Here is a 223-nt window from a genome sequence, read left to right on the forward strand (position 1 = left end):
GAAACAGAAGTACAAGAACTTCCTAAAACATGTTCATCTGTTGGCATGGATGTTGGTCTTAAAGATTTTGCGATTCTTTCAACAGGTGAAGTTTTTGGTAATCCTAAATGGCTTCGTAAACTAGAAGAAAAATTAGCGAAAGCACAACGTGTTCTTTCTAGGCGACAGGAATTAGCGTTAAAACGAAAATGCAAACTGGATGAAGCAAAAAACTATCAAAAGC

The 223-nt window shown here is 36.3% G+C and carries 1 protein-coding gene; it reads left to right on the plus strand.

Going from position 1 to position 223, the window contains the following annotated elements; all coding sequences use genetic code 11:
* The coding region (locus tag MR059_RS21710) for a transposase (protein ID WP_242162039.1) at window positions 1–223 on the plus strand (223 nt) is incomplete at both ends.

Source organism: Bacillus cereus group sp. BfR-BA-01522, assembly GCF_022662635.1.
GTDB lineage: Bacteria > Bacillota > Bacilli > Bacillales > Bacillaceae_G > Bacillus_A > Bacillus_A cytotoxicus.